Raw genomic sequence first — 24695 nt, 5'->3', positions numbered from 1 at the left:
ATGGCGTGGGCGCCGATCAGCTCCCAGGTGCGCGCTCAGCCGAAATCGTGGTCGGCGTAGGCGGCGCGGAGGGCCTTCTTGTCCGGCTTGCCGAGGGCGGTCAGCGGCAGCCGGTCCGCCACGATCACGTGCTTCGGCGCCTGGACCGGGCCCTTCCGGTCACGCACCAGCGCCTTGAGATCCGCGGCCAGGCCGTCCGCGGCAGAACCGTCGCGCAGCACCACGATCGCGGTGACCGCCTCGCCCCAGGTCGCGTCCGGCACGCCGATCACGCCCACCTGCGCCACCGCGGGGTGGGTCGCGATCGCGTCCTCGACCTCGCGCGGGAACACGTTGAAGCCGCCGGTGACGATCATGTCCTTGACCCGGTCGACGATGTGCCAGTAGCCGTCCGGGTCCTCGCGGGCCACGTCGCCGGTCCGCAGCCAGCCGCCGCCGAACGCCGCCGCGGTTGCCTCCGGCTGGTTCCAGTAGCCGGCGGCGAGCAGCGGGCCAGCCACGCAGATCTCACCCGGCTCGCCGGGCGGCACCCGGTTGCCGTGCTCGTCGAGCAGGGCCGTACGCAGGAACGCGGACGGCCGCCCGCACGAGGTCAGCCGGGCGTCGTCGTGTTCGCCGCGGGGCAGGTAGCTGATCGCCATCGGCGCCTCGGACTGCCCGTAGTACTGCGCGAAGATCGGCCCGAACCGGTCGATCGCCTCGCGCAGCCGCACCGGGTTGATCGGCGCCGCGCCGTAGTAGACCGTCTCCAGGCTGGACAGGTCGCGGGTGCCCGAGTCGGGGTGGTCGAGCAGCGCGTACAGCATGGTCGGCACCAGCATGGTGGCGGTGATCCGCTGCTCCTCGATGGTGCGCAGCACCTCGGCCGGGTCGAAGCGGGGGAGCACCACCAGCGATCCGCCCTTGAGCAGGGTGGGCACGAAGAACGCGGCGCCGGCGTGCGACAGCGGCGTGCACACCAGGAACCGGGGAGCGTCCGGCCACTCCCACTCGGCCAGCATCACCTGCGACATGGTCAGCATCGACTGCGCGGTGCCCATGACGCCCTTGGGTCGGCCGGTCGTGCCGCCGGTGTAGGTGATCGACACGACGTGGTCGGGCGCCAGCGAAGCCGGCCGCAGCGGCGCCGGCTGATAGTGGGAGGCGGCGGCGACCAGGTCGACCGCGCCGGCCAGGGACGAGGGCGCCGGGCCGATGGTGAGCACCTGCTTCAGCCCGGGCACCCGGTCCAGCAGCCCCAGGGCGCGTTCCGCGAAGACCGGGTCGACGATGAGTGTCCCGATGCCGGCGTCGTTGATCGCGTACGCGTGGTCGTCGAGCGAGCCCAGCGGGTGCAGCGCCGTGCGCCGCGCGCCCAGCACCTGACCGGCCGCGACGATCAGCAGCACCTCGGGGCGGTTGGTGGACAGCAGCGCCGAGGCGCCCACCCCCAGGGCCTCCAGCGCCTGCACGTAGCGGCTGGCGGCGGCGGCGACCTCGCCGCCGGTCAGGGTGCCGCCGCCGAGCTCCATCACCGGCTTGTCGCGGTGCCGGCGCAGTGCCGCGACGACCAGGTGGCCCAGGTGGTTAGGTTCCCGCATTCCCATGGCTTCCTCCCCTGAACAGCGTCACTACACACGCGCCGCCGAGCCCGAGATTGTGGGCGAGCGCCAGCCGCGCCCCGGGCACCTGGCGGTCGCCGGCCTCGCCGCGCAGCTGCCAGACCAGTTCGGCGCACTGGGCCAGGCCGGTGGCGCCCAGCGGATGCCCCTTGGAGATCAGCCCGCCGGACGGGTTCACCACCCATGTGCCGCCGTAGGTGGTCGCGCCGGATCGCACGAGCTCGCCACCGCCACCCTCGGGACACAAACCCATCGCCTCGTACGTGAGGAGCTCGTTGATCGAAAAGCAGTCGTGCAGTTCGATCACGTCGATGTCGTCGATGCCCACGCCGGCGTCGGCCAGCACCTCAGCGGTGGCCCGGCGGGTCATCGGGGCGCCGACCACGGCGATCGCCGACCCGCCGGCGAAGGACTCGGCGGTGTCGGTCACCATCCGCTGCGAGACGATCTCGACGGCTCGGGCGGTCCTCTCGCTCACGACGACAGCGGCGGCGGCGCCGTCGGACAAGGGCGAGCATTGGGTACGGGTGAGCGGCCCCGAGACGGTTTTGTCGGCCAGCACCTCGTCGAGCGTGAACGCCCGGCGGAACTGGGCGAGCGGGTTACGGGTGGAGTGCTCGTGGTTCTTGACCGCGACCCGGGCCAGATCCTCGACGGTGGTGCCGTGCCGGCGCATGTGCTCCTCGGCCGCCCGCGCGAAGAACCATGCGGTCACCGGAGTACCGGCGCCGGGCAGCGCGGCCAGGTGTGCGTCTATCGTGGACACTCCGGTGGGCCGGCCGGCCATCGCCTCCCGGGTCATCTGCTCGAAACCGACCGCCAGCGCGACGTCGGCCACGCCGCTCTGCACCCATTCCCGGGCCAGCATCAGCGCGGTCGACCCGGTGGCGCAGTTGTTGTTCACGTTGACCACCGGGATGCCGGTGAGCCCGACGTCGTACAGGGCGCGCTGGCCGGCCGTGGACGGCTGGAACACGTAGCCGACCGCGGCCCGCTGCACGTCGCCGTAGCCGAGGCCCGCGTCGGCCAGCGCGTGCCGTACCGCCTCGGCGACCATCCGCGGATACGTGGTGTCACCGCCGATCCGCGTGAACGGCGTCATCCCGACCCCCGCCACGTACGCCCTCATCGGGGTGCCTCGCTGCCGACCACCCAGAGCGCGTGGAACTGCGACGCCCCGCCCATGGCGTGCCCCACGGCCCGGCGGGCGCCCGGCACCTGGTGCTCGCCGGCCAGGCCGCGCACCTGCAGCGCCGCCTCGGCGAACCGGAGCAGGCCGGTGGCGCCGGTCGGGTTGCCGGACAGCACCCCGCCGGACGGGTTGACCGGCAGGTCGCCGCCGAACGCGGTGCGGTCCGCGTCGACCAGCCGCCAGCCGGCGTGTTCCTCGGCCAGCCCGGTGTTCTCCAGCCACATCGGCTCGTACCAGCTGTACGGGATGTAGAGCTCGGCCACGTCGATCTCGCGGGCCGGGTCGGTGATGCCGGCCTGGCGGTAGGCGTCGGCGGCGCAGTCCCGCCCGGCCCGCGGGTTCACCTCGTCGCGGCCGGCGAAGTGGCCGGTCTCGGTGCGCCAGGCCAGGCCGTGGATCCAGGCCGGCGGCCGGGGCGCGCGGCGGGCCAGACCGGCGCCGGTGAGCACGATCGCGCAGGAGCCGTCCGACGACGGGCACGACTCGAGGTAGCGGATCGGATCCCACAGCATCGGCGACTGCCGCACCTCCTCGATGGTCAGATCGGCGCGGCGGAGGTGCGCGTACGGATTGCGGGCCGCGTTCTGCCGGTGGTTGACGGCGACCTTCCAGCCGATGTGCTCGGGCGCCCGCGACCGGCGGATGTACTCCCGGATCACCGGCGCGAAGTGTCCGCCCGCCCCCGCGCCCAGATGCGAGCTGAACGGCAGGCCCCGGGACAGCGCCCAGGTGAAGTTGCCCTCCGACTCCTTCGAGTACGCGACCACCAGCACCCGCCGGGCCAGGCCGGCCGCCACCAGATGGGCCCCGAAGATCGCCGCGTGCCCGCCGACGCTGCCGCCGGTGAACACCCGGGTCACCGGCAGACCCACCGCGCCCATCGCGTCGGCCAGGTACAGCTCCGGGTTCATCACCCCGTCGAACAGGTCGGGCGTCTTGCTCAGCACCACCGCGTCGATGTCGGCGAACCCCAGTCCCGCGTCGGCGAGGGCCTCGTCGACCGCCTCGCGGACGAGCGCGCCGATGGTGACCTCGCGGCGCTTGGCCTGCTTGCTCTGCCCGACGCCGATGACGGCCGGCGGGGTGCTCATCGCGGCTCCCCGGCGAGCAGGCAGACCAGGTTGTGCTGCAAGGCCGGACCGTTGGTGGCGTGCGCGAGGGCCTTCTCTTCGGAGCCGTCCATGATCCGGCGGGCGGCCTCGCCGATCCGGATCAGGCCGGTGGCGGTGGCCGGCCGGCCCGCGAGGGGACCGCCGGACGGGTTCACCGCCGCCTTCTCCAGGCCGAGCGCGGACACCAGCAGCGGCTCCTGGTAGCTGTACTCGGTGTGCAGCTCGGCCACCTCGACGTCGGCCGCGGCGAACCCGGCCATCTCGGCGGCCCGCGCGGCGGCCCGACGGGTCGAGGCGGAGCAGGTCAGGTCGCGTACGCCCGGGTAGTGGGTCTCTATCCGGTGGTCGAGCCCGCGCACCCAGGCCGGGCGGGCAGCGAGCCGGCGTGCGGTGTCGCCCTCGGCGAGGATGAGCACGGCGGCGGCGTCGCCCGGTGGCGCGATGTCGTGAGCGCGCAGGGGAGAGGCCAGGTACGGCGAGGCCATCGAGACGTCGGCCCGATATCGGGACACCACCTCGGCGAGCTGCGGTTCGCTGATCAGCCCGGCGTCCAGCAGCGCCCGTGCCTGCAGGCCGGCGAGGGCGTCCCGGTGCGGCCGCAGCGGGGCCAGCAGGTAGGGGTCGAGCTGGGCGGGCATCACCTGGTCGAGGTCGGCGGCCAGCGAGGAGCGGCCGATGCCGTACACCAGAGCGGTGGTGCCCTCGCCCAGCTGAAGCCACGCCCAGGCCTCGGCGAACGCCCAGGCCGCGTCCATCTCCACATGGGACTCAGAGATCGGCGGCCAGGCGCCGACCGCGTCCAGCGACTCGATGTAGGAGAAGGTGCGGCCCTCGTAGAAGTCGTGGCTGCCGGAGGCGAAGAAGTCGATATGGTCGCGGTCCAGCCCGCATGCGTCCAGGGCCTGGCGGATCACCGGCTGCACGATCTCGGCCATGTCGTGCTCGCGGTCGGCGGGCACGAACGGCGACCGGGCGTAGGACACCACCGCGACCTCACGCATCGGCGGACCCGGCCGCTGTGGACGGCGCCGAATTATTGTCGTATCCGGGTGCTTCACTGGGTCCCCACCCGAACCGGGTGGGGACCGGCCGGAAGTACCGGATGCTGGTGGTCGACGTGTCCAGCTCGTCGTCGTCGACCCACACCGGCTCCACCCGCAGGCCGATGGTCACCCGCTCCGGCGCCACCTCGCGCACCAGATGCATGAGCCGGGTGTCGGCGCCGTCCAGCCGGATGTGCGCCACCACGTACGGTGGCTTGTAGACCTGCCCCGGGAACGGGAAGCTCACCACGCAGAACGTCGACACCTCGCCGCGCCCGGTCAGCTCGAACGGCGGTCCGAGCCGGCGCAGGCAGCGGGAGCAGAGCTCGGGCGCCGGCGAATACACGCGGGAGCAGCCGGGGCAGCGGGCGGCCAGCAGGCGGCGCTGCGCCAGGCCACGCAGGAACACCGACCGGCCCGCGCCGGCCACATACGTGTAGTCCATGCGCAGCGGGCTCGCCATGGTGCCGACCGGCTCCGGCAGGGTCACGGCAGCACCTCGAAACACCAGAGGTCGCGCAGGTCGCCGCTGCGGTCGGGGCGCCACCTCGCGCGTACGCGAAGCCCGGTGTGCATTTGATTGTGATCGCCGCCGACGTCGACGCAGTGGAACAGCGCGCCGACCGTGCCGTCGATGGCGACCAGCGCCCAGGCGAAGTCGTGCTCCACCGGATCGCCCGGCCGGGCCGGCACCCAGGTCCAGGCCGTGACCGTGCCGACCGGCTCCAGTTCGACGAGCTCGCCGGTGGCCGCGCCGCTGACCGGATCGAACTCGAGCGGCGGGCACAGCACACCCCGCGCGGTCCGCACCCCGAACAGGCGCGCTTCGCGCAGCCCCGCCAGGAACGTGCCGATCTTGGGACCGACCGTGCGCCGGAACGGAAATTCTATGGTGTACGGCGCGGACAGGCTCATCATCCGAGGGGGAGTGCGACCGACTTGAGCTCGACGTAGCCGTCGATGCCCTCCGGCCCGAACTCGCGGCCGATGCCGCTGGCCTTGAAGCCGCCGAACGGCGAGTTGAAGTCGAGCAGGTACTGGTTGATGCCCACGGTGCCGGTGCGCATCCGGCGGGCCACGTCGAGGCCGTGCTCCACATCGGCCGTCCACACCGTGCCGGCCAGCCCGTACTCGGAGTCGTTGGCGATCCGCACGGCCTCGTCCTCGCCGTCGTACGGGAGCACGCACAGCACCGGGCCGAAGATCTCCTCCCGGGCGATCCGCATCCCGTTGTGCACGTCCGCGAACAGGGTCGGCCGCACGTACCAGCCGGTGTCGAGGCCGTCGGGCATGCCCGAGCCGCCCAGCACCAGGCGCGCGCCCTCCTGCTCGCCGAGGTCGATGTACGAGCCCACCCGCTCCTGCTGGCGGCGGGCCACCATCGGGCCGATGTAGTTGGCCATGTCCAGCGGGTCGCCCACGGTCAGCGCGCCCATCATCGCCGCGACCGCGTCGACGACCTCGGCGTACCGGGCCCGCGGCGCCAGGATGCGGGTCTGCGCGATGCAGGCCTGCCCGCTGTTCATCAGCGAGGCCATCTGCAGGCCCTGCGCGACCTCGCCGGGGTCGGCGTCGTCGAGCACGATCGCGGCCGACTTGCCGCCCAGCTCCAGGGTCACCCGGCGCAGGTCGTTGCCGCACAGCGCGGCGATCCGGCGCCCCGCCGCGGTCGACCCGGTGAAGGCGACCTTGTCGACGCCCGGATGCGTGACCAGATGCTCGCCGACCTCGCGGCCGGCCGGCAGGATGCTGACCACCCCTTCCGGCAGCCCGGCCTGGTCGAGAATCTCACCGAGGACCAGGCCCGACGCGGGTGTCTCGGGCGCCGGCTTGAGCACCACGGTGCACCCGGCCAGCAGCGCCGGCACCAGCTTGGCGATCGTCACGAAGTGCGGCACGTTCCACGGCGTGATCACCCCGACCACCCCGGCCGGTTCCCGCCGCACCACGACGGGGCTGCCGAACGAGCCGGTCCGCCGCTCCTCCCACGGATAGCTTTCGGCCGCGGTGAGGAACGCGTCCAGCGCCATGGCCGTGGCGCCCACCTGCCCGACGTGCGAGAACCAGAGGGGCGCGCCCATCTCGGTGCTGATCAGCTCGGCCAGCTCCTCCTGCCGGGCCAGGTAGGCGGCGGCGAACCGCTGCACCGCTTCTCGTCGCGCGGCCGGATCGGCGCGTGACCAGGGCCCGTCGTCGAACGCGCGGCGCGCCGCCTCGACCGCGCGGTCCACATCCTCCGCGGTCGCCTCGGGCGTGCCGGCCAGGGGTTGCTCGGAGTGCGGCGAGATCAGCTGGATCCGCCGGTCGGAGGCCGGCGCCGCCCACCGGCCGCCGACGTAGAGCTCCTTGTACTCCAGCATCGTTGCTCCTCACCGGAACGACCCAGAAACTAGAACACGTTCTCGTTACCATAGGCCAGGAACCCGCCTCGATGGAACTGTTGGAGCCCGAGCAACCTGACGGGGCTTCCGTCCCGTGTCTATCCCGACCGGGAACGAAGGGACAGGATGATCGATGGGTCCGCTGCGGAAGGGATTCCGGCGCGCGTACGACGGCGAGTTCGTCGCGTACTACAACGCTCGCGCGGCAATGCTTCGCAACACGGCATACCTGTTGTGCGGTGACTGGCACCTGGCCGAGGACCTGACCCAGGTCGCCTTCACGAAGCTGTACCGGGCCTGGCCGCGGATCGAGCGGCACGACACGCTCGACCAGTACGTGCGCCAGGTCCTGCTGCGCACCTTTCTCGACGAGCGGCGCCGGCCCTGGCGCCGGGAGAAGCCGACCCCGCCCGAGGATGCCGTGCTCGACGTCACGGCGCCCGAGACGGGCGGCACGGAGGATCGCGAGGTGCTGCGGAACGCGCTGCAGCAGGTGCCCAAGCGGCGCCGCGCGGTGCTGATCCTGCGGTTCTGGGCGGACATGCCGGTCGAGCGGGTCGCGGACGTTCTCGGTTGCTCCACCGGAACGGTGAAGAGCCAGACCTCGCGGGGCCTGACCGACCTTCGCGACGCGCTGGGCCGGCTGTCGCCATCGACCACGGGAGGACGGAAATGAACGACGTCAAATTCCTTTGCGAGCAGCTGCTCGACGCTCCGCCGCCGATGCGCGACGGCGCCCAGGTGCTGGCCGAGGTGCACCGCTCGACCGCCCGCCGATCGGCGATCCGGGCCGGTGGTGGCCTCGCCGTCACCGCGGCGCTCACCGGTGCGGCGGTGTTCGCCGCGCCGCTGGTGGCCGGCCACCGCCCCGCCCCGGCGGTTCAGGCCGGCGCCTCGCCCGCGGCGACCCCGCCGAGCTCTCCCGTGCCGGCCGAGGTTCCGTACGCGCAGGCGGCGGGGACGCACGACCGGAAGATGTTCCAGGCGATGAAGCGGGCACTGCCGCCGGGCTACGCCGCCACCTCGCAGTACGCGTTCTCCACCAGTCGAACCCCGTATCCGACCGATCCCGCCGCGCCGATCGGCAAGGACGGCGGGGCGCTGCTGGCCGCGAACACCAGCGTCCTGGTGTCGAAGGACGGCCGGGTCGGGTGGCTCGCCGCCGACATCGTCAACGACGGCAAGCCCGTGCCGGCCGGCGACCTGTGCGGTCCGGAGATCGCGAAGCGCAACGGCGACCAGCCCGGCACGTTCTGCAAGACCGTCGACGTCAACGGCACGGCGATCCGGGTGACCCGGGAGCACTGGACCAACACCGCCCCGGAGATCGACGTGATCACCGCGACGAGGTACCTGCGCAACGGCGCCCTCAGCATTACCGAGAGCCGGAGCGTGCCCGACTTCCAGTCCGAGAAGGACCAGCTGCCGCCCGACGCGGTGAACAAGCACCCGAAGAGGCAGACGCCGACCTCGGCCCTGGGCGACTGGTTCCTCACGGCGGACCAGCTCGCCGCGCTGGCCGCCGACCCGGCGATGCTGCCGTGACGGTTCCCCAGTCCCGGCGACGACTACCGGAACGGCACCGACCTGTCCGGCGCGGGCAGCGTCCGGGCCGTGGGCTGGGCCACGACCCGACCGTCGTCAGCCGGTGGCCAGCAGGCCGAGCCGGTGGGCGGTGGTCGCGGCCTCCGTGCGGCTGGAGACGCTGAGCTTGGCCAGGATGTTCGACACGTGCACGCTGGCGGTCTTCGGGCTGATGAACAGGGCGGTGGCGATCTGACCGTTCGAGCGGCCCTCGGTGACCAGCGCCAGCACCTCCCGCTCCCGAACGGTGAGGCGCAGCGGGACCGTCCCGGCCGGCTCCGGGCGCGGGCGGGCGCTGCCGGTCGGCTCCGGGCGCAGCCGACCGCTGCCGACCAGCGCGCGCACGTCGGTGGCCGTAGCCGACCCGAGCTCTTCGGCGAGGCGCAGGCACTCCGCGGCGGCCGATGCGGAACGCTCCACCTCGGCCAGCCGGAAGAGGCAGTAGCAGAGCGGGTACGCCTCCGCGGCGTTCCGGGCGGCGGCGACCGCGGCCTGCCAGGCCTCGCGCTCGCCCTGCCGCACCCGGCGGGCGGCCTCGGCCGCGGCCATGGCCCGGTAGGCCCGCATCGGCGGCGTGGTCGCCGGGGTCGTTGCCGCGAAGACCCGCAGCGCCTCGGCCCGTTCCGCTCCCGTCGCGTCGTCCCGCCCGGCCCGTGCCGCTCCGGCTGTGTCGTCTCGTCCGGCCCGCGCCGCTCCCGCCGGGTCCGGTCCGGGTCCTTCTGCTCCCGCGTGGTCCGGTCCGGGCAATCGTGCTTCCTGCCGGGTCGTCGCGATGTCGGCCTCCACCCGGGCACCCAGCCAGGCCAGCGGCCAGCGAAAGCGCGTGTCGAGCGCGGTCGCCGGCCTTTCCAGCCCGTCCCGGATCAGCTCGCGCGCCTCGGTGTACCGGCCCTCGCCCCGGCTCCGCTCGGCCATGATGAAGAGCATCGGCGCGGTGACGCGGGCGGCCGCGCCGTGGCCGATGTGCCGGCGTGCGTCCTGGACGTCCTGCACGGCGCCGGCCGCGTCGCCCTGCCACGACCGCAGGCCGCCGCGCATCATCAGCAGCGTGTACGCGACGATGCCGGTGGGCTCGTCGGCGAGCGTCTGCGTGATCAGGTCGAGCCCTTCGCGCCAGCGGCCGAGCCGGATCAGCGGCTCGGCCAGGGTGCCGGTCAGCATGGCGGCCCAGGGCCGGGTGCGGCCGAGCCGGGCGGCCAGGGCCATCCCGGCCCGCGCGCCGTCGGCGGCGTCCTCGTGCCGGCCCAGGGTCTCCAGGATGTCCGCGTAGTTGATGTGCCCGCGGACCGCCACGTCGACGATGCCGTGTCGCTCGGCGAGCGCGATGCCCTCGCGCAGCGGGCCGAGGCCCTCCTCGCCGCGCACGTATCCCGAGACGCTGCCCTGGGTGATCAGCGCGTCGGCCTGCTGGGCCGTCGCGCCGACCGCGGCCGCCGTGCGTGCCGCCTCGGCGGCGACGGCGCAGGCTTCCTCGGGCCGCCCGATCCACCGGATCGAGGTGGCCAGGGAGGCGAGAACGACCGCGCGGGTCGCGGTGAGGTCGGCGGCGGCACCGATGCCGCTCGGGTCCGCGCCGGCCACGGTCGCCGCCGCGGCCGGTTCCGGTGGCAGCAGGGCGAGAGCCTCGCGCAGCTGAGTGGCGGCCTCCTCCTCGCGGCCCAGGGCGCGCAGCATGAACGCGCGCCGCTCGATCATCCGGGCCCGCTGCACGGGCCCGACGCCGCCCCTGCCGCCGCCCGTGGCGCCCGCCCCACCCGCGCTGCCCACGCCCGCGCCCGCGCTGCCCACGCCCGCGCCCGCGCTGCCCGCGCCCGCGCTGCCCGCGCCCGCGCTGCCCGTGGCGCTCGCCCCACTGCCCGTGGCGCCCGCCCCGCCGATCTCCGCGCCCGTCCCGCCCGGCTTGGTCGCGGCCAGCGTCCGGTCGACGATGGACAGTCCGCGGGCGGGGTCGCCGGCCGCCCAGGCCGCCTCCGCCGACAGCAGGCTGAGCTGGATCCAGTCCACCCCGGCCACCTTTTCCGCATCCGGCACGCGGGGCCAGATCCGCATGGCCCGCTCGAGGTGGCTCCCGGCGTCCGCCGACGCGTACGCCGAGGTGGCCTGGCGGGCGGCGCGCACCGATGCGGCGAGCGCCCGGGGCAGATCCAGCGCCGCGTACCAGTGGTGGGCGAGTGTCGCCGCCACGCCGCCGTCGTCGCCGAGCAGCGCGGGCTCCGCCGCCAGGGCGCTGCCGTACGCGGCGTGCAGCCGTACCCGTTCGCCGGGAGCATGTCGTCGTAGACCGCGTCGCGGGTCAGCTCGTGCCGGAACGCGTACCCGTGACCGGTGGCGTCGACGACCAGCAGATGGTGCTCGACGGCCTCGCGTACGGCGGCGCACACCTCCGCCCCGGTCATGCCGGCCACCGCCTCGAGCAGCCGATGGTCGACGCGGGATCCGGCCGCCGCCGCGGTGCGCAGGACGCGCTGCGTCGGCTCGGACACGGTCTCGGTGCGCGCCAGCAGCACGTCGCGCAGCGATGAGGGCAGGTCGCCGGGGTCGGCGCCGTCGTACACCGCGGCGACGATCTCCTCGACCAGGAACGCGTTGCCCTGGGAGCGTTCGAACACCACCGACGCGAACGCCGCGGGCGGCCGGGCCTCCCGGATGGCGTGCAGCTGGCACACGACCTCGTCGCGGGTGAAGCGGCCGAGCTCGATGTGCTCGACCGCGCGCGCACGCTCCCAGGCGGTCAGCAGCGGTCGCAGCGGGTGCCGGCGGTGCAGCTCGTCCGAGCGGTAGGTCATCAGCAGCAGGACGCCGTGCTCGCGCAGGGTCCGGGCGAGGAACACCATCAGGTCGCGGGTGGACCGGTCGGCCCAGTGGAGATCTTCGACGATCAGCAGCACGGGCCGTTCCGCGGCCAGCTGGGTGACCAGCGCGAGGACGTGCTCCAGCAGCTGGGCCGGCGAGCCGTCGGCAGCGGACGCACCGGCGGCCGACGGGTCGAGCTCGGGCAGCAGCCGCGCGAACTCCCGCCGGGCCGGGCCGAGCAGCCGATCGAGCTCGCCGGCCGGGGCGGACCGGGCCAGCGCCCGGAGCACGTCCACCAGCGGTGCGAGCGCGAGGCCCGCACCGCCGAGCTCCGTGCAGCCGCCGCTGAGCACCCGCATCCCCCGCGAGGCGGCCGTCCGGCTCAACTCCCGCACCAGGCGGGACTTGCCGACGCCCGCCTCGCCGCCGAGCAGCGCCACCGCGGCTCGGCCGCCGGCGGTCCGATCGAGCAGGGCGTGCAGCCGGGCGAGCTCGCCGCGACGGCCGACCAGGACGGGGCTTACGACGTCATGCTTCACCACGTCAAGTTAGGGGAGTGGCGGGCGCGCTCCCATCGGCGAGCCGACTCTGTCAAGGAATCGACATCGGCGGATCAGGGGTAGAGGTTGAGCTCGGCTATCGACCACCAGGAGGACGCCGATCCGGTCTGGGTGATCCGCAGGTAGCGGGCGGTCCGGCTGCCGATCGTGGCGGTGACCACGGCGGTGCTGCCGGTGCCGGTGCCGACGGTCTGCCAGGTGCTCGCGTCCGGCGACACGTCGATGCGGTAGCCGCGGGCGTAGTCGGACGCGCTGCCGCCGGAGTCCATCACCACCTTGCCGAACGTACGGGGGGATGCCAGGTCGATCGTGACGGTGTTTCCGTCGGTCATCGGGGTGCCCGAGCTCCAGCGGGTGCCCGGGTTGCCGTCCAGCATCCGGGCCGGCACGTCGGTGGTGCTGGACGGCGCGGCGGTGGCGGTCCATCCGGTACGGCTCAGCGGCGCCGAGCCCGTGGAGCCGACGGTCACCGAGCCGGTCAGGCGGATGTCCCGGGAGGACGCGCCGACCATGATCTGGTTGGCGCCGGTTGCCGTGGCCCAGGCGCCGTTCCAGTACTGGAAGCTGCGGGCGTCCAGGGTGACGGTGACCCGCTGGGTCTGTCCCGGCGTGAGGCTGACCTTGGCGAAGCCGCGCAGGTTCTTCGGCGGCTCGCCGGTGGACGACGGTTGCCCGACGTACACCTGAGCCACCTCGGCGCCGGTACGCGCGCCGGTGTTGCTCACGTCGAACGACACGGCGACGTTGCCGGCCGCGTCCGGCGTGCCGACGGCCAGATCGGCGTACGCGAAGGTGGTGTAGGAAAGGCCGAAGCCGAAGGGGTACGCGGGCGTGCGGTTCTGCCGGTCGTACCAGCGGTATCCGACGTCGATGCCTTCCGAGTACTGCACGGTGTTGTTCTGCCCGGGCCACTGGGCCGCGGTGTGCGCGGGCACGTCGGCGAGCGACGCGGGGAAGGTCACCGGCAGCTTGCCGGACGGGTCGGCGTCGCCGAACAGCAGCGAGGCCAGCGCGGTGCCGTACTCCTGGCCCGGGTACCAGGCCTCGATGATGCCGCGGACCGCGCCGGCCCACGGCATCGCGACCGCGGAGCCGCTGGTGACCACCACGACGGTGTTCGGGTTGGCCGCGGCCACGTCGGTGACCAGCTGGTTCTGGTCGGCGGGCAGGTTGATGTCGGCGAGGTCGCTGCCCTCGGACTCGAACTTGCCGACGAACACCACGGCCAGGTCGGCGGCCCGGGCGGCGGCCACCGCCTGGTCGTGACCGGCGCCGGTGGGCAGTTTCCACTGCTGGCCGGCCGAGCCGTTGCAGGTGCCGAGGGTCAGCTGGGTGCCGTTGGCCGAGGCGCCGGCGGTCAGGCACCGTCCGGAACCGGTGTTGACCAGGGTCCCGTTGGTGGCGGTCCACTTCTGTGCGCCGGTGCCGTTGCAGTCGTACAGCTGGATTTTGGTGCCGTCGGCGGTGCCGGCGCCGGTCACGTCCATGCATTTGCCGAGCGCGCGCAGGCTGCCGTCCGATCCGGTGGTCCACGCCTGCGCGTTGGTGCCGTTGCAGTCGTACAGCTGGACCGCGGTGCCGTTGGCGGTGTTCGCCGCGGCCACGTCGATGCACTTGCCGGCGAGCCCGGTGATTCCGGCGCCCGCGGTGCCGGGTGAGTAGGTCACGCTGATTCCGCTGCCGGCTCGGTTGAGGATGCCCTGGTAGGGGCTGACCGAGCCGGACGGGTTCACGCCCGCGCTGCCGCCGCCCTGGTACATCGGCGCGCTGCCGCCGCCGGTGCCCAGCACGGCGATGCTTCTGGTCGTGGCCGGCACGGGCAGCACCGCGTTGCTGTTCTTCAGCAGCACGCTGCCGTCGGTGGCAACCTGGCGGGCCAGCGCGGTGTGCGCCGCCGACGTCACGGTGCTTGCCAAACTTCCATTTTGCGTACGATCGAAAAGCCCTTGCCGGAACATCGGGGTGAGGATGCGCCGCACGTGATCGTCGATGGTCGCCGGCGACACCTGGCCGTTGGCGACCGCCGTGGTCAGGGCGCCGCCGTAGTAGGTGTTGCCGGGCATCTCCATGTCGAGCCCGTTGGTGGCCGAGGCGACCGTCGAGTGGGTGGCTCCCCAGTCGGAGGTGATGAAGCCGTCGAAGCCCCAGTCGCCCTTGAAGACCTGGTTCTGCAGTGGACCGTTCTCGCAGGCGAACGGCCCGTTGATCGCCGAGTACGAGCACATCACCGAGTCGGCGCCGCCCTGCTTAACCGACGTCTCGAACCCGGGCAGGTAGATCTCCCGTTCGGCCCGGTCGGAGACGATCGCGTTGTCCGCGGCGGTGTTGCGGGCGGTCTCCTGGTTGTAGACGGCGTAGTGCTTGACCTGTGCGAGGGGTCCCTGGCTCTGGATGCCCTGGATGTCGGCGGCGCCGATCTGACCGGCCAGGTAGGGGTCCTCGCCGAACGACTCGAACGCGCGTCCCCAGCGGGGATCGCGGACGATGTTGATGGTCGGCGCGAGCACGACGTTGGTGCCCTTGCCCCACTGCTCGGCGCCGAGCGTGCTGCCGTACTGCCGCATCAGCGCGGTGTCCCAGCTCGCCGCGCCGGCCACCGGGGCGGCGAGCTGGGTGACGCCGGTGGCGCCGTCGCCGACGCCGACCGGGCCGTCCTGCAGGCGCAGCGCGGGGATGCCGAGGCGGGCGTTGGCCGGTACGCAACCGGCGTACCCGCAGGATCCGCCGCCGTGCATCATGGTCAGCTTCTCGGCCTGGGTCATGGCCGCGAGCAGCAGATCCGCCCGCGCGGCCGGCGTCAGGGAGGTGTCCGTCCAGGGCGGGTCGGCGGCCCGGGCCGGTGCGGTGGAGAGGGCGGTGGCGGCCAGCACGGCGGCGGCCACCGTCGCGATTCGTGATCGGAACACGGGGACTCCCAGGGGATGGGGAAGGCACGTCGACGGGGAAATCGACGGTGGTAACTTCGCCATCCAGCATGACTTCATTCATGCCTTGATGGAAGTGGCGGCCGGTTCCGGATCTCGCTTCGGCACGCATCTGAGGTAGCGCGCCTAGGCGAACGTCCGGAACGCGACAGGGCGGCGTCATGCGGCGCTATTGTGCTTTTCCCGAATATCTTATATGCGGTCTGAGGTACCTGGCCGAATGGTAAATACGGCGCCTTCCCAATATTCGATGCGCCGCCGATTCCGTAGCGTTTTCGGCATGCCACCGCCATTCCGGCGGGGCCTTCCGAAAGGACGTGCAGAAATGATCCGCATTCCGTTCCGCAAGACGCTCGCGGTCGCCGCGACCAGTGCCGCCGCCTTCGCCGGCCTGCTGCTGGGCGCCCCGGGCGTCGCGCACGCCAGCGGTCAGCAGGTCCGCCTCGCCCCGGTGTCCAACCCGTTCCTGTACCTGGACGTGCAGGGCGGGTCGCACGGCGACGGCGCTCCGATCATCCAGTGGACGCTCTCCGGCGACAACCAGCTGTTCACGCTGCAGCCCTCGGGCGGCTACTTCGAGCTGGTCGACAAGGCCAGCGGCAAGTGCATCACCACCGACGGCGTCGCCGGGAACCAGGTCTACCAGTGGAACTGCCATGGCACCGCCAACCAGCTGTGGGACACGTCGCTGGTCGCCAACAACCTCATCGGATACTCGATCAGGAACGTTTCCAGCAACCTCTACCTGGAGGTGGCCGGCAACAGCGGCGCGCGCGGTGCGGCGATCGACACCTGGTACTGGAACGGCGGCAACAACCAGTTCTTCACCGGGACCGGCAGCTGAGGCCGAAACGCCGAGCCGGCGCCGATTTTCAGGCGCCGGCATCGCGCCGTCCGCTGTCCGATGTCCGGCTGTGCAATGGCTCGGCCGAACCTATGGTTCTCGATGTGACGCGTGAGGTGGTCAGCCCGGTGCTGGTCGGCCGGCGCGACGACCTCGACCGCTTGCGAGCCCTGCTCGACCTGGCCGGTGGCGGCGAACCGGCGGTGGCCCTGGTGGCCGGCGAGGCCGGGGTCGGCAAGACGCGGCTGGTCAACGAGATCAGCCGCGCCGCCGCCGAGCGCGGCTTCCGGGTGCTCAGCGGCGGCTGCGCCGAGCTGGGCGGCGAAGGCCTCCCGCTGGCGCCCCTGGTCGACATCCTCCGCACGGTCATCCGGGCCACGCCCGAGCACGACCTCGACAGCTGCTTCGGGCCGGCCCGGCGAGAGTTCGCCCGGCTGCTGCCCGAGCTCGACCCGGTGGCGGCCAAGGCGCCGCCGCAGGAGTTCTCGGCCGGGCAGCTGCGCGAGCACGTCCTCGCCCTGATCACCCGGCTGGCCGCCACCCGCCCGATGTTGCTGGTGGTCGAGGACCTGCACTGGGCCGACCGGTCGACCCGCGAGCTGGTCGCGTTCCTGGTGCAGACGATCCGCGAGCTCGGGGTGTTGCTGCTGCTGACCTACCGGTCCGACGAACTGCACCGGCGGCACCCGTTGCGGCCGCTGGTCGCCGCCTGGGAGCGGGTGCGCAGCGTCGATCGCATGGAGGTCGGCCGGTTCACCCGCGACGAGGTCGCCGCCCAGCTGCGAGCGATCCGCCGCTCGACGCCGCCGGCGCAATTCACCGACATCGTCTACGAGCGCTCCCAGGGCAACGCCTTCCTGGTCGAGGAGATCGTCGCCGCGGTCGACGCCGGCGCCGATCCGGGCGACCTCCCGCCCTCGCTGCGCGACGTGCTGCTCGCCCGCACCGAGACCGTCTCCGAGGCGACCCAGCGGATCCTTCGCGCGGCCGCCGCGGCCGGGCCGTGGGTCGACGACCGCCTGCTCGAGGCGGCCGCGGGCGCCTCCGAGGCCGAGCTCCACCCGGCGCTGCGCGAGGCCGTCGAGCACCACCTGCTGGTGGTCGACCGCACCGGCCGCGGGTTCAGCTTCCGGCACGAGCTCACCCGCGACGCCCTCTACGACGACATGCTGCCCGGCGAGCGGGTCCGCCTGCACGCCGCGTACGGCGAGGCGCTGGCCGCCGACCCGTCGCTGCTGGGCGACGACGGCGGCGTGGCCGCGACGCTGGCCCACCACTGGTACGCCGCCCTCGACCTGCCCCGCGCCCTGGCCGCCTCGGTGCAGGCCGGCCGGCAGGCGGTGGCCGGTTTCACCCCGGCCGAGGCGCTGCGCCACCTCGAGCGCGCCCTGCAGATCTGGCCCCGGGTGGCCGACGCGGCCGAGCGCACCGGCATGGACTGGTCGCAGGTCGGCGTGCTGGCGGCCGAGGCGGCCTGGAGCACCGGCGAGCTCGGCCGGGCGCTGTCCATCATGGACGAGGTGCGGGCCGTGACCGTCCCCGCGGCCGACCCGGTGGGCAACGCGCGGCTGGTCGAGCGGCGCGCGGTCGTGTTGCAGACCCTGGGCCGCAACGAGGAGGCCGCCGCGTCGCTGCAGGAGGCGCTCGCCCTGCTGCCGGCCCGGCCGGTGACCGGCACCCACGCCGAGGTGCTGGCCTCGCTGGCCGGCTCGCTGGTCCGCATCGGCGACGAGCGCCGCGCCGCCGAGGTCGCCCGCACCGCGGTGCACACCGCCGCCGCGGTCGGCGCCACGGCGCAGCAGGCCGACGCGTTGATCACGCTGGGCTCCGCCGCGAGCTACCTCGACGACCCGCCGGCCGGGTTGGCGGCGCTGCGCGAGGGCCTGGCCCTGGCCGAGCGCCACGAGCGATACGGCGTGGCGTTGCGGGGCTACATCAACCTCTCGGACGCCCTCGAGATGCTGGGCCGGCACGCCGAGGCCGTCGCGGCGGCGACCGCCGGGATCGAGCTGGCCGTCCGCGTCGGGCACGGCCGCTCGCACGGCGCCATGCTGGTCGGCAACCTGGCGGAACCGCTGATCCGGCTGGGCCGCTGGCGCGAGGCCCTCGACCTGATCACCGAGGCGCTGGCCGACGAGCCGAGCGGCGTCTTCGCCAGCACGCTGCTGCTGTTGCGGGGCGAACTGCACCTGTGGCAGGGCGACCTCGACGCGGCCGAGCGGGACGTCCGCGCGGCGCGGCACCAGCTCGGGGCCGGTACCGACGTGCAGTTCACCGCGCCGATGGTGTTCATCGAGGCGGCGCTGGCGCATGCCCGGGGTGACCTGGCCGATGCGGGCCGGCTCATCCGCGCCGAGCTGGACCGGCCCGACACCGGGTTCGGCGTCCGCTACGCGTGGCCGCTGCTCTGGCTCGGGATGCGCGTCGAGGCCGACCTCGCCGCCGCCGGGGCCGATCCCGCCGCCGGGGCCGATCCCGCCGCCGGGGCCGACCTCGGTGCCGCTGCAAGAGCCGCCTCGGCCGAGCTGCACCGGCTGGCCGCGACCACGCCCGCCGGCACCGCGCCGGCACTGGCCTACCGGGCCATGTTCGGCGCCGAGGAGGCCCGCACGGTGGTCGCGTGGGAGGCTGCGGTCTCGGCGACGCGCGCGGCCACCGAGGCGTACCCCCTGTGCTACTGCCTTTACCGGCTCGCCGAGGCGCGGGCCGGCACCGCGCCCGATGCGACGCTCAAGGCGACCGTCACCGAGGGCATCGCCCTGGCCGACGACCTCGCCGCCGCGACCGGCGACGAGATCCGCGTCGTGGCGCGCCGTGCCCGGCTGCGCCTCGAACCCACCGCCGCCGGTCCCGGCCGGTCGCCGCAGCCGGAGCCGGACCCCCGCTGCCGGCTCACCGACCGGGAACGGGAAGTCATCGCCCTGGTGGCCGAGGGCAACTCGAACGGCGAGATCGCCACAGCGCTGTACATCAGCCCCAAGACGGCCAGCGTCCACGTCTCCAACATCCTGGCCAAGCTGGGCGTCTCCACCCGCACCGAGGCGGCCACCGTCGCGCACCGGATCGGCATTCTGAGCTAGCTCAAGTGCGGTGCGCGGCGTCCGATTGGGCCGACATGCGAGATGCCGGGGCGATCGGGGTGCTGGCGCCGTTCGTCGGCGGCACCTACTACGGCAGCCTCACGGGCGGCGTCGGAGCGGCCGCCCAGTCGTACGGCCGGCGGCTCATCGCGATCCAGACGCTGGACGCGGCCGCCGATCTGGTGGTCAGCGGCGGTGACCCGGCGTTCGACGCGGCCGTCGCGTGGGACCACGTCAGCGGCTTCGTCGCGCTGGCCGACGCGGTCCGCCCCGAGTACCTGGCCCGGCTGGCCCGGGCCGGCAAGCCGGTGATCCTGGTCGGCAACACCGTCGACGGGCTCGGGTTGCCCACCGTGCTGCCGGACAACGGCGCCGGGATCCGGGACGTGGTCACCCATCTTGTCCGCGAGCACGGCTGCCGCCGGATCGCCTTCACCGGGAACCTCGCGGCCACCGACATCCGGGAGCGCTACGACGCGTACGTCGAGATCCTCGACGCCTACGGCCTGGAGCCCGGGGTGTTCCTGCCGGCGCTGAACAACGTCGAGAGCGGCGTCTCCTGGGACGCCGCGGATCTGCTGCGCCACGGACGGCCCGACGCGCTGATCACGGCGACCGACCGGAACGCGTTCGCCGCGCTGCGGGTGCTCACGGCCGCCGGGATGCGCTGCCCGGACGACATCCTGCTGACCGGCTTCGACAATCTCGACGAGGCCAGCCTGCTCCGCCCCGAACTGGCCACCGTCCGCCAGCCGCTGGAGGCGATGAGCCACCGCGCCGTCGACCTGCTGATCGATCGGCTGGCCGGGAAGGACGTGCCGCCGGGCCCGTACCTGCTGCCCACCCGGTTCGTGCCGCGCAGCTCGTGCGGGTGCACGAGCTTCGCCGAGCGGCTGCCGGACCTGGCCGAGCAGGACGGACTGCGGCGTCTCGGCCGGCGCCTGGCCGGGGTGCTGCCGGCCGCCGAGGCCGATGCCGCCGCGCGGGACGTCCGGGCCGCCGAGGACGCGGCCGCGGCGACCGCCGGCGCCCTGCTGGCCATGGCCGCCGGCGACTCCTCCCGGATCGCCCTCGCGGCGAACGAGCTGCAGAACCTGCTGGCCGCCAGCCCGACCCTGGAGACGCTGCGGGTGATCTCCCGGGCGGTCCAGGAGTACGCGGACGGCCTGCCCGCCGGCGAGGTGCCGGACACCACCCGGGTCGGTCACGGCGTCCAGGCCATCATGATGTCCCTCGGGCGGACGCACAGCCATGTCCAGCTCGCCGACAAGCTGCATCTGCGCTCGATGATCAGCATCAACTACACGCTCGGCATGGCCCTGCTGCACCGGCGCGACGTGGATCCCCGGGACCCCTCGTGGCTCGGGCTGACGCCCGCGACGGCCGGCTCGATCGCGCTTCGCCGGCCGGACGGCGAGCTGGTTCGCACGCCGGGCTGGCGCCGGCACCCCGGCCCGGCGATCCCGGCCGGACCGACCGCGATCGCGGCGTTCCCGCCGGTGGAGCTGCTCGACGCGGCCGAGCCCGGGGAGACGGTGTTCGTCGTCCGCGCCAAGGTCGGCGACAGTGACCGCGGCTGGCTGGCCCTGGTCGACATGGTGGAGAACCGGGTCGAGGACGGGCGGGAGATGGTCAACCAGTGCGCCGCGCTGCTGACCGTCGGCCTCGACCTGCGCGACCAGGAGGAGCAGCTGCTGCGCGAGGCGCAGTCGGACCGGCTCACCGGCCTGCCCAACCGGCCGTCCTTCGTCGCCGCACTGGAGAACCGGCTCGCCGGCGAGCGGCCGGCGGTCGTGCTCTTCCTCGATCTCGACGGGTTCAAGCACGTCAACGACTCGCTGGGCCACCACACCGGCGACCGCCTGCTCGTCGGCGTCGCCGACCGGCTGCGGGACTGCCTGCGTGCCGGGGACCTGGCCGCGCGGTTCGGCGGCGACGAGTTCCTGGTCCTCCTCGACGACGTCGCGCCCGGCCCGGAGCTGGACGAGCGGGTCGGCCGCATCCATGACGCGATCTGCGCGCCCTACGTTCTCGGCGAGCGGGTGGTCCGGGTCGGCGTGAGCATCGGCAGCGCCCCGTGCGTCGCCGGCGCCACCGCCCAGGACCTCCTGCAGGAGGCCGACCTCTCGATGTACGACGTCAAGGCCGCCCGGCGAGCTGCCGCCGCCTGACGCCCGCTGAGCGAACACTCTTCCCGCCTTCGGCGAACAACGGGTGTGATGCTTCTGCGGAGACGATTCAGACGGGTCCGGTGGTGACGGTGACGCAGCCGAGCGTGGCGGGTCTGCTCACCGACGCCCACCTCATCGAACAATCTCGGGGGACGCCCGAGCACTTCACGGCGATCTTCGATCGGCACTACAGGAACATCTACGCGTACGTGGCGCGGCGGCTCGGGCCGGATCTGGCCGAGGACGTGGCGTCCGAGACCTTCCTCACCGCCTTCGACCGCCGGCACGGCTACGACCTCGATCGTGGCGACGCGCGGCCGTGGTTGTTCGGGATCGCCTCGAACCTGGTGGCCCGGCACGTCCGGGCGGAGTCAAGGCGGTATCGGGCACTTGCGCGGGCGAGCGGCCAGGAATCGGGGGCGGCCGACGGTCACGCGGACGCGGTCGCCGGTCGGCTCGACGCGGCGGCTGTCCGGGGACGGCTCGCCGAGGCATTGCGGCTGCTGCCGGAGCCGGTGCGGGCCGTCCTGCTGCTGGTGGCCTGGGCCGGGCTCAGTCAGCAGGAAGCGGCGGAGGCCCTGGGCATTCCGGCCGGCACGGCCCGGTCCCGGTTGCACCGGGCACGACAGGAGATGCGGAAGGCGCTCGGCGCCGAGATCGAGATGGGGGAATGATGGACGAGATCAGCATCCTGCGGGAGACCTTCGACCCCGACGCGGCGCCGTCGCCGGCCGCGCAGCAGCGCGCCCGGGTGGCGTTGCAGCACCGCATCACCCCACCGCGACGGGCTCAGCGCAGGTGGTTCCCGATCGCGGTCGGTGTCGCCACCGCGACGGCCGTCGCGGCGGCCCTCGTGACGATCAAACCGAACGCGGCAGCGCCGCCGTCACCGGGGGCGGGGCCGGCCTCGCGGTTGGCGTCCGTGCCGTACCTCCGCCCGGTCAGTGCCGCCCAGATCCTGGAGAACGCGGCCTGGTCGGTCGAGCAGGAGAAGTGGGTCGACCCGAGACCGGACCAGTTCATGTACGTCGACACGCTGGAGATGCGCAATCCGCCGGCGTACGAGTCGAAGAAGCCGAACGGCGCCCTGGTGCCGGGCCAGGCGAAGTACCGCGACGTGCAGGTGTGGAACCGCATCGACGGACAGGTGCAGGCGTCGATGAAGAACGGCAAGCTCGCGGTGCACCGGCAGGGCGACGGCGGCGGCCAGTGGGGCTTCGTTCCGTGGTCGCAGATCGTCAAGCTGACCTCGCCGGAGAAGGTGGCCTACTACCTCGAGCATCCCGAGGGCGGTGTCATGGCGGATCCCGAGGCGCTGGCCGGTCAGTACGTGCTGCCGCCGAACGTCAAGGCGGCGATCTACCGCTATCTCGCCCAGCAGCCGGGCATGAAAGTCAACCCCGACGCGGTCAACCTCGACGGGCATCCGGCGATCGGCCTGGGCCGGGTCGAGGAGGGTTACCTGTCGCAGGAGCTGCTCTTCGACAAGCAGACGTACGCGTTGATCGGCGAACGCCTGATCGCGGTGACCGACCACGTCAACCGCGGCGACGACGGAACCTCGTACACGCACAAGGGCGACCTGTTCCGGCAGGTGATCTACCGCAAGATGATCATCGTGGATCGCCCGGGAGACCTTTCCTGAGCGGGTGACGCGGGTGCCCCGGCCGGTCTATGGTCCCTACCGTCGTCAGCAGCGAAAGGACGGGCGATGGCGGAGATCCCGGCCATCCGGACCGAGGCGCTGGTCAAGCGCTACGGTCGCGGAGGCACCACCGCGTTGAAGGGCCTGGACCTCGCCGTCGCCGCCGGCGAGGTCTTCGGCTTCCTCGGCCCCAACGGAGCCGGCAAGAGCACCACGATTCGCATCCTGCTGGATCTGATCCGCCCCACCTCGGGCACCGTGCGCGTGCTGGGCGTCGATCCGCGCTCCTCCGCCGACCTGCGCGCGAAGATCGGCTACCTGGCCGGCGACTTCGTGGCCGCAGGCCGGCAGACCGGCCGGGAGTTGCTGACGTATCTGGGCAGCCTGCGCGGCGGCGTGCCGGCCCAGCGCATCGACCAGCTGGCGGCCGCATGGGACCTCGACCTGAGCAAACGGATCGGCAGCCTGTCCAAGGGAAACCGGCAGAAGCTCGGCGTCCTGCAGGCCTTCATGCACCGGCCACCGCTGCTCATCCTCGACGAGCCGACCAGCGGGCTCGATCCCTTCCTGCAGCAGCAGTTCGTCGCGCTGGTTCAGGAGGCGGCCGGCGAGGGGCAGACCGTCTTCATGTCCTCGCACGTGCTGAGCGAGGTGCAGCAGACCTGCGACCGGGTCGGCATCATCCGGGCGGGCTCGCTGGTCGCCGTCGAGCACATCGACGACTTGCGCAAGCGGGCGCTACACAAGATCGAGGTGCACTTCGCCGACGACGTCCCGGCGCTCGACGTGGCCGGTGTGTCCGATGTGGTCATCGACGGGAAAGTGTTGCGCTGCAAGCTTTCCGGTGACGCCGACGCGCTGGTGAAGGCCTTGGCCCGGCACCACGTGGTCGATCTGATCAGCGAGGAGCCCGAGCTCGAGGAGCTCTTCTTCACCTACTACCGGGGGGAGGACGCGTGATGCGCGTCTTCGGGAAGGCGATGCGCGACAACCGTCGCGCGTGGATCGGCTGGACCGTGGCGCTGGCCGCGGTCGCCGCGATGTACGCGTCGTTCTACCCCAGCATCAACAACCCGGCGATGGCCGACGCCCTGAACTCGTTCCCGCAGTCCATCAAGCAGGCGTTCCACATGGAGGACTACACCAAGCCCGAGAACTACTTCGCGGTCAGCGTGTTCGGCCTGCTGGTGCCGATCCTGGTCGCGGTTTTCGCCATCTCCGCGGGGGTCAAGGCGATCGCCGGGGACGAGGAGGCGGGCACGCTGGATCTGGTCCAGGCCCAGCCGGTGAGCCGCGTCTCGCTGGCGTTGCAGCGGTTCCTGGCCATCACGGTGGCCCTGGCCGTGATCGCCGCCGTCATGTGCGCCGTGGTCATCGCGCTGCGTGGCCCGGGCCGGTTCACGGCGCTCGCACCCGGCCGCCTGTTCGCGATCTGCCTGCAGCTTGCCCTGTTCGGGCTGCTGTTCGCCGGGCTCGCCTACGGTGTCGGCGCGTGGACCGGGCGTCGGGCGTACGCGACCGCGGTGGGTGCCGTCGTCGCGGTGCTCGGCTATCTCGGCGACTCCTTCTTCACGCAGATCGACAGCCTGAAGTGGACCGAGAAGTTCTCCCCGTTCAATTGGTACCTGGGCGGCGAGCCGCTCAAGAACGGCGTGCAGTGGGGCCACGCCGGGCTGCTGCTCGGGTTCGCCGTCCTGTTCGTCGCCGCGGGCACGTGGCGCTTCAACCACCGCGACATCGGCGTTTGAACCGCGGGCGGTGACGA

The 24695-nt window shown here is 73.0% G+C and carries 19 protein-coding genes; 9 read left to right on the top strand and 10 right to left on the bottom strand.

The features are described 5' to 3' along the window. Nucleotides 1–35 precede the first annotated feature (35 nt). Genes fadD8 through ODJ79_RS11810 form a run of 7 tightly spaced genes read right to left on the bottom strand, consistent with a single transcriptional unit; the run spans nucleotide 36 to nucleotide 7308 of the window. The gene (fadD8, locus tag ODJ79_RS11840; protein ID WP_263023428.1) at nucleotides 36–1580 is read right to left on the bottom strand and encodes a fatty-acid--CoA ligase FadD8; all 1545 of its coding nucleotides are present in this window, start codon (nucleotides 1578–1580) and stop codon (nucleotides 36–38) included. Then, on the bottom strand, nucleotides 1567–2730 hold the full coding sequence (locus tag ODJ79_RS11835) for a thiolase C-terminal domain-containing protein (protein WP_263023427.1): 1164 nt from the start codon (nucleotides 2728–2730) through the stop codon (nucleotides 1567–1569). Before ODJ79_RS11835 ends, fadD8 begins: the two co-directional genes overlap by 14 nt. Continuing rightward, complete coding sequence (locus tag ODJ79_RS11830; protein WP_263023426.1) at nucleotides 2727–3884, bottom strand: thiolase domain-containing protein; 1158 nt, start codon at nucleotides 3882–3884, stop codon at nucleotides 2727–2729. The genes ODJ79_RS11835 and ODJ79_RS11830 overlap by 4 nt, the downstream gene beginning before the upstream one ends. Next, on the bottom strand, nucleotides 3881–4906 hold the full coding sequence (locus ODJ79_RS11825; protein ID WP_263023425.1) for a lipid-transfer protein: 1026 nt from the start codon (nucleotides 4904–4906) through the stop codon (nucleotides 3881–3883). Before ODJ79_RS11825 ends, ODJ79_RS11830 begins: the two co-directional genes overlap by 4 nt. Further along, nucleotides 4899–5438 (bottom strand): Zn-ribbon domain-containing OB-fold protein, encoded by a 540-nt coding sequence (locus tag ODJ79_RS11820; protein WP_263023424.1) that lies wholly within the window; start codon nucleotides 5436–5438, stop codon nucleotides 4899–4901. The genes ODJ79_RS11825 and ODJ79_RS11820 overlap by 8 nt, the downstream gene beginning before the upstream one ends. Then, on the bottom strand, nucleotides 5435–5863 hold the full coding sequence (locus tag ODJ79_RS11815; protein WP_263023423.1) for a Zn-ribbon domain-containing OB-fold protein: 429 nt from the start codon (nucleotides 5861–5863) through the stop codon (nucleotides 5435–5437). Before ODJ79_RS11815 ends, ODJ79_RS11820 begins: the two co-directional genes overlap by 4 nt. Next, the gene (locus tag ODJ79_RS11810; protein WP_263023422.1) at nucleotides 5863–7308 is read right to left on the bottom strand and encodes an aldehyde dehydrogenase; all 1446 of its coding nucleotides are present in this window, start codon (nucleotides 7306–7308) and stop codon (nucleotides 5863–5865) included. Before ODJ79_RS11810 ends, ODJ79_RS11815 begins: the two co-directional genes overlap by 1 nt. Nucleotides 7309–7462: 154 nt before the next feature. On the opposite strand from ODJ79_RS11810, the gene ODJ79_RS11805 reads away from it, so the two are divergent. Both ODJ79_RS11805 and ODJ79_RS11800 read left to right on the top strand, forming a co-directional pair. Then, nucleotides 7463–8005, top strand: a complete 543-nt coding sequence (locus tag ODJ79_RS11805; RefSeq protein ID WP_263023421.1) for a SigE family RNA polymerase sigma factor — start codon at nucleotides 7463–7465, stop codon at nucleotides 8003–8005. After that, complete coding sequence (locus ODJ79_RS11800; RefSeq protein ID WP_263023420.1) at nucleotides 8002–8874, top strand: hypothetical protein; 873 nt, start codon at nucleotides 8002–8004, stop codon at nucleotides 8872–8874. The genes ODJ79_RS11805 and ODJ79_RS11800 overlap by 4 nt, the downstream gene beginning before the upstream one ends. Before the next feature lie 96 nt (nucleotides 8875–8970). Here ODJ79_RS11800 and ODJ79_RS11795 read toward each other — a convergent pair whose 3' ends face one another. The 3 genes from ODJ79_RS11795 to ODJ79_RS11785 all read right to left on the bottom strand — a co-directional run bounded on the left by ODJ79_RS11795 (nucleotide 8971) and on the right by ODJ79_RS11785 (nucleotide 15172). Beyond that, nucleotides 8971–9462, bottom strand: coding sequence for a helix-turn-helix domain-containing protein (locus ODJ79_RS11795; RefSeq protein ID WP_263023480.1), 492 nt, complete (start codon nucleotides 9460–9462; stop codon nucleotides 8971–8973). A 1142-nt stretch (nucleotides 9463–10604) separates the two neighbouring features. Next, nucleotides 10605–12245: an ATP-binding protein gene (locus ODJ79_RS11790; RefSeq protein WP_263023419.1), complete on the bottom strand. Its 1641-nt coding sequence runs from the start codon at nucleotides 12243–12245 to the stop codon at nucleotides 10605–10607. Nucleotides 12246–12319: 74 nt separating this feature from the next. Then, a complete protein-coding gene (locus tag ODJ79_RS11785) occupies nucleotides 12320–15172 on the bottom strand; it encodes a glycoside hydrolase family 3 C-terminal domain-containing protein (protein ID WP_263023418.1) in 2853 nt (950 codons plus the stop codon). A 343-nt stretch (nucleotides 15173–15515) separates the two neighbouring features. Between ODJ79_RS11785 and ODJ79_RS11780 the strand changes: the two genes are divergently transcribed. From ODJ79_RS11780 to ODJ79_RS11745, 7 genes are all read left to right on the top strand, one after another. Further along, nucleotides 15516–16034 carry an RICIN domain-containing protein gene (locus ODJ79_RS11780; protein ID WP_263023417.1) on the top strand — a complete coding sequence of 173 codons (519 nt, stop codon included), beginning with the start codon at nucleotides 15516–15518 and terminating at the stop codon, nucleotides 16032–16034. 104 nt (nucleotides 16035–16138) lie between these two features. Then, complete coding sequence (locus tag ODJ79_RS11775; protein WP_263023416.1) at nucleotides 16139–19114, top strand: helix-turn-helix transcriptional regulator; 2976 nt, start codon at nucleotides 16139–16141, stop codon at nucleotides 19112–19114. A 35-nt stretch (nucleotides 19115–19149) separates the two neighbouring features. After that, nucleotides 19150–21285, top strand: a complete 2136-nt coding sequence (locus tag ODJ79_RS47000; protein WP_317620657.1) for a GGDEF domain-containing protein — start codon at nucleotides 19150–19152, stop codon at nucleotides 21283–21285. An 89-nt stretch (nucleotides 21286–21374) separates the two neighbouring features. Further along, nucleotides 21375–21959: an RNA polymerase sigma factor gene (locus ODJ79_RS11760; RefSeq protein WP_263023415.1), complete on the top strand. Its 585-nt coding sequence runs from the start codon at nucleotides 21375–21377 to the stop codon at nucleotides 21957–21959. Continuing rightward, nucleotides 21956–22930 (top strand): CU044_5270 family protein, encoded by a 975-nt coding sequence (locus tag ODJ79_RS11755; protein ID WP_263023414.1) that lies wholly within the window; start codon nucleotides 21956–21958, stop codon nucleotides 22928–22930. The genes ODJ79_RS11760 and ODJ79_RS11755 overlap by 4 nt, the downstream gene beginning before the upstream one ends. Before the next feature lie 66 nt (nucleotides 22931–22996). After that, a complete protein-coding gene (locus ODJ79_RS11750; RefSeq protein WP_263023413.1) occupies nucleotides 22997–23890 on the top strand; it encodes an ABC transporter ATP-binding protein in 894 nt (297 codons plus the stop codon). Then, nucleotides 23890–24678 carry an ABC transporter permease gene (locus ODJ79_RS11745; RefSeq protein WP_263023412.1) on the top strand — a complete coding sequence of 263 codons (789 nt, stop codon included), beginning with the start codon at nucleotides 23890–23892 and terminating at the stop codon, nucleotides 24676–24678. The genes ODJ79_RS11750 and ODJ79_RS11745 overlap by 1 nt, the downstream gene beginning before the upstream one ends. Nucleotides 24679–24695: the final 17 nt, after the last annotated feature.

Origin of the sequence: Actinoplanes sp. KI2 (genome assembly GCF_025630775.1) — a bacterium.
In the GTDB taxonomy this organism is placed as follows: domain Bacteria; phylum Actinomycetota; class Actinomycetes; order Mycobacteriales; family Micromonosporaceae; genus Actinoplanes.
The sequence above is the reverse complement of the archived record's forward strand: the minus strand, read 5'-3'. Positions and strand labels throughout refer to the sequence as shown.

Bases quoted from the DNA above. Each gene is read 5' to 3' on its own strand.
- ODJ79_RS11825 (WP_263023425.1), bottom strand. From the start codon at position 4,906: ATGCGTGAGGTCGCGGTGGTGTCCTACGCCCGGTCGCCGTTCGTGCCC.
- ODJ79_RS11805 (WP_263023421.1), top strand. From the start codon at position 7,463: ATGGGTCCGCTGCGGAAGGGATTCCGGCGCGCGTACGACGGCGAGTTC.
- ODJ79_RS11815 (WP_263023423.1), bottom strand. From the start codon at position 5,863: ATGAGCCTGTCCGCGCCGTACACCATAGAATTTCCGTTCCGGCGCACG.
- ODJ79_RS11780 (WP_263023417.1), top strand. From the start codon at position 15,516: ATGATCCGCATTCCGTTCCGCAAGACGCTCGCGGTCGCCGCGACCAGT.
- ODJ79_RS11800 (WP_263023420.1), top strand. From the start codon at position 8,002: ATGAACGACGTCAAATTCCTTTGCGAGCAGCTGCTCGACGCTCCGCCG.
- fadD8 (WP_263023428.1), bottom strand. From the start codon at position 1,580: ATGCGGGAACCTAACCACCTGGGCCACCTGGTCGTCGCGGCACTGCGC.
- ODJ79_RS11755 (WP_263023414.1), top strand. From the start codon at position 21,956: ATGATGGACGAGATCAGCATCCTGCGGGAGACCTTCGACCCCGACGCG.
- ODJ79_RS11830 (WP_263023426.1), bottom strand. From the start codon at position 3,884: ATGAGCACCCCGCCGGCCGTCATCGGCGTCGGGCAGAGCAAGCAGGCC.
- ODJ79_RS11795 (WP_263023480.1), bottom strand. From the start codon at position 9,462: ATGGCCGCGGCCGAGGCCGCCCGCCGGGTGCGGCAGGGCGAGCGCGAG.
- ODJ79_RS47000 (WP_317620657.1), top strand. From the start codon at position 19,150: ATGCGAGATGCCGGGGCGATCGGGGTGCTGGCGCCGTTCGTCGGCGGC.
- ODJ79_RS11835 (WP_263023427.1), bottom strand. From the start codon at position 2,730: ATGAGGGCGTACGTGGCGGGGGTCGGGATGACGCCGTTCACGCGGATC.
- ODJ79_RS11745 (WP_263023412.1), top strand. From the start codon at position 23,890: ATGCGCGTCTTCGGGAAGGCGATGCGCGACAACCGTCGCGCGTGGATC.
- ODJ79_RS11810 (WP_263023422.1), bottom strand. From the start codon at position 7,308: ATGCTGGAGTACAAGGAGCTCTACGTCGGCGGCCGGTGGGCGGCGCCG.
- ODJ79_RS11750 (WP_263023413.1), top strand. From the start codon at position 22,997: ATGGCGGAGATCCCGGCCATCCGGACCGAGGCGCTGGTCAAGCGCTAC.